The organism is Achromobacter sp. 2789STDY5608621 (assembly GCF_001299375.1).
GTDB lineage: Bacteria > Pseudomonadota > Gammaproteobacteria > Burkholderiales > Burkholderiaceae_B > Achromobacter > Achromobacter insuavis.
In genome coordinates this window covers 1-2,156 of record NZ_CYTU01000105.1, presented here as the reverse complement: position 1 = coordinate 2,156, position 2,156 = coordinate 1, and the positions used below count along the sequence as shown (strand labels likewise).

Annotated in this window: 2 protein-coding genes; both read right to left on the bottom strand. The window is 67.1% G+C overall.

Annotated elements, in window-relative coordinates; translation table 11 throughout:
- Positions 1-1,357 (bottom strand): methyl-accepting chemotaxis protein (locus AOZ53_RS33160; RefSeq protein ID WP_054491082.1); only part of this gene is annotated, 1,357 nt, incomplete at its 3' end.
- A gap of 138 nt (positions 1,358-1,495) precedes the next feature.
- Positions 1,496-1,969 carry a hypothetical protein gene (locus AOZ53_RS33155; RefSeq protein WP_054435754.1) on the bottom strand — a complete coding sequence of 158 codons (474 nt, stop codon included), beginning with the start codon at positions 1,967-1,969 and terminating at the stop codon, positions 1,496-1,498.
- Positions 1,970-2,156 lie beyond the last annotated feature (187 nt).

The window sequence follows — 2,156 nt, the reverse complement described above, 5'->3', positions numbered from 1 at the left end:
TGATTTCCTTGGCCGCCTGCGCGCTGCGCTGCGCCAGCGAGCGCACTTCGCCCGCCACCACCGCAAAGCCCTTACCCTGTTCGCCGGCACGCGCCGCTTCCACCGCCGCGTTCAGCGCCAGGATGTTGGTCTGGAAGGCAATACCGTCGATGACCGACACGATTTCCGAGATCTTGCGCGAGCTGGCCGAGATGCCCTGCATCGTGTTGACCACTTCGGCCACCGCCGAACCGCCGCGCTCGGCCACGTCCGAGGCGCTGGCCGCCAGCTGATTGGCCTGGCGCGCGTTGTCGGCGTTCTGCTTGACGGTCGAGGCCAGTTCTTCCATCGAGGCGGCGGTCTCTTCCAGCGAGGCCGCCTGCTCTTCCGTGCGGCTGGACAGGTCGGTGTTGCCGGCCGAGATTTCGCGCGAACCCACCGTGATTTCGTCGACGCCGCGGCGCACCGTGGCCACCGTGCGGGTCAGGCTTTCCTGCATGCGCTTGAGCGCGGCGAACAGCTGGCCGATTTCGTTGTGCGAACGCACTTCGACGCGGCTGGTCAGGTCGCCGGCGGCGATCTTGTCGAAATGCTGGCCGGCCTCGACCAGCGGACGCACCACCAGGCGGCCGAACAACACGCGGCAGAACACCATCAAGGCCAGCGCCAGCGCCACCGCGACGGCGACGGCGATCATGGCGCGGTTGAAGTTGGCCTCGGCCTGGTCGATCGTGGCCTGCTGCTGGTCGCCGATGTACTTGCTGAATTCGCCAATGGCCTCGATGAAGGCGGCGCTGCGGGGCGTGCCGTATTCGTTGTTGACCATGTAGAAAGTCGAGTAGTCCTCGCTGCGCAGCGCTTCCACCATGGTGTCGACGCCGTCATCGATGTACGAGCGGTAGCGGCGGACCAGGTTCATGGACAGCTGGCGGCCGGTATCGTCCTGCAGCATGTTCTTCTGGAAGTCGGCGAAGCGGCTGCGCACGCCGGTCAGCAGATCGGTGGCGCCCTTGAGCGCCGCGGCCGCGTCACGCGCCGAGTTCTCGCCGCTGCCCCAGCCGGATTCCTGCAGGTGGCGGGCCGCGACCATCAGGCTGACGCGCGCGCGCAGCATGTCGCTGTTGATCACATCCACTTGCTTGGAGCGTTCGGTCAGCGCATTGACCTCGCGGATGGACTCGTAGTTGTGCTGCAGGAAGAAGGCGGCCAGGCCGCCCACCGCCGCGATCAGCACCGCGAAGAACGCCATGACCCACAGCAGCATCGTGCCGACGCGGGCGTCGCGCAGTCTCAGCTTGCGTTTCACCTTGGGCGCACGCGAGGCCTTTTTCTTACCGACCTTGCCTGACTTCGCTCCGGATTCCAGACTCGCTTCCATATTCTTTCCCCATCCCTCAGGTACAGCTCTGACCAAATGAAAAACCACCCTGGCGTGCCTTCCTTGCGGAACGGGCACGCATCAGGGCGACGTACGCGGCGGCCACGGGGGCCGGCACGCTCTCCGCGAAAACGGGACCTAGCGGCCCTGGCGCATCGGCTCGGGCGACACGACGGCCGGCCCCGGTATGACGATGGTCTCCACCTGGACCTCCGGCGCGGGCGGCTGCGTCCATTCCTGACTGGTGTCAGGCACGGGCGCGGGGCCCAGCAACTTCTGGCGTTCCCAGGGTTCCAGCAGAATATTGGTGCTGTCCACGAGGCGCATCAGGCGGCCGTCGGGGCCGAACTGCAGCAGCGCTTCCTTGCGGCTGTACAAGCCGTCCGGGACAAACGTGATCTTGAAGGACCAGAGGGCGAGGAAGGTGCCGTCGGTCTGTTTGTAGAACTTGTCGGGCGGCGCGGTGAGCGCCCGCGAGGCTTCTTCCAGCGTCGTCTGCCCTGGCGTCAGGGTCGACAGCTTGCCGGGGTCGAAATTGTGGCCCGTCGCCGAGCAGCCGGCGATCAATGCCGTAATCGCCGCTGCCGCCAGAAGATGTAGATAGCCTCGCATACCTGCCCATTTACCGGTCATTGCCGGCGTCAGAAAGATTCCCAATCATCGTCGGCCGGCGCCTGGCGGCGGGTGGCCGCCGGAGCCGGCTTGGCCTCGTTCGCCGCGGCCGTGGCCGTGGCGGCGCGCGGCGCCGGACGGCGCAGCGGACGCGCCGCGTTGGCCGCTTCCGCCGCGGGCGCCGGCT

Coding starts and splice junctions, on each gene's coding strand:
- AOZ53_RS33155 (WP_054435754.1), bottom strand. CDS start 1,969: ATGCGAGGCTATCTACATCTTCTGGCGGCAGCGGCGATTACGGCATTG.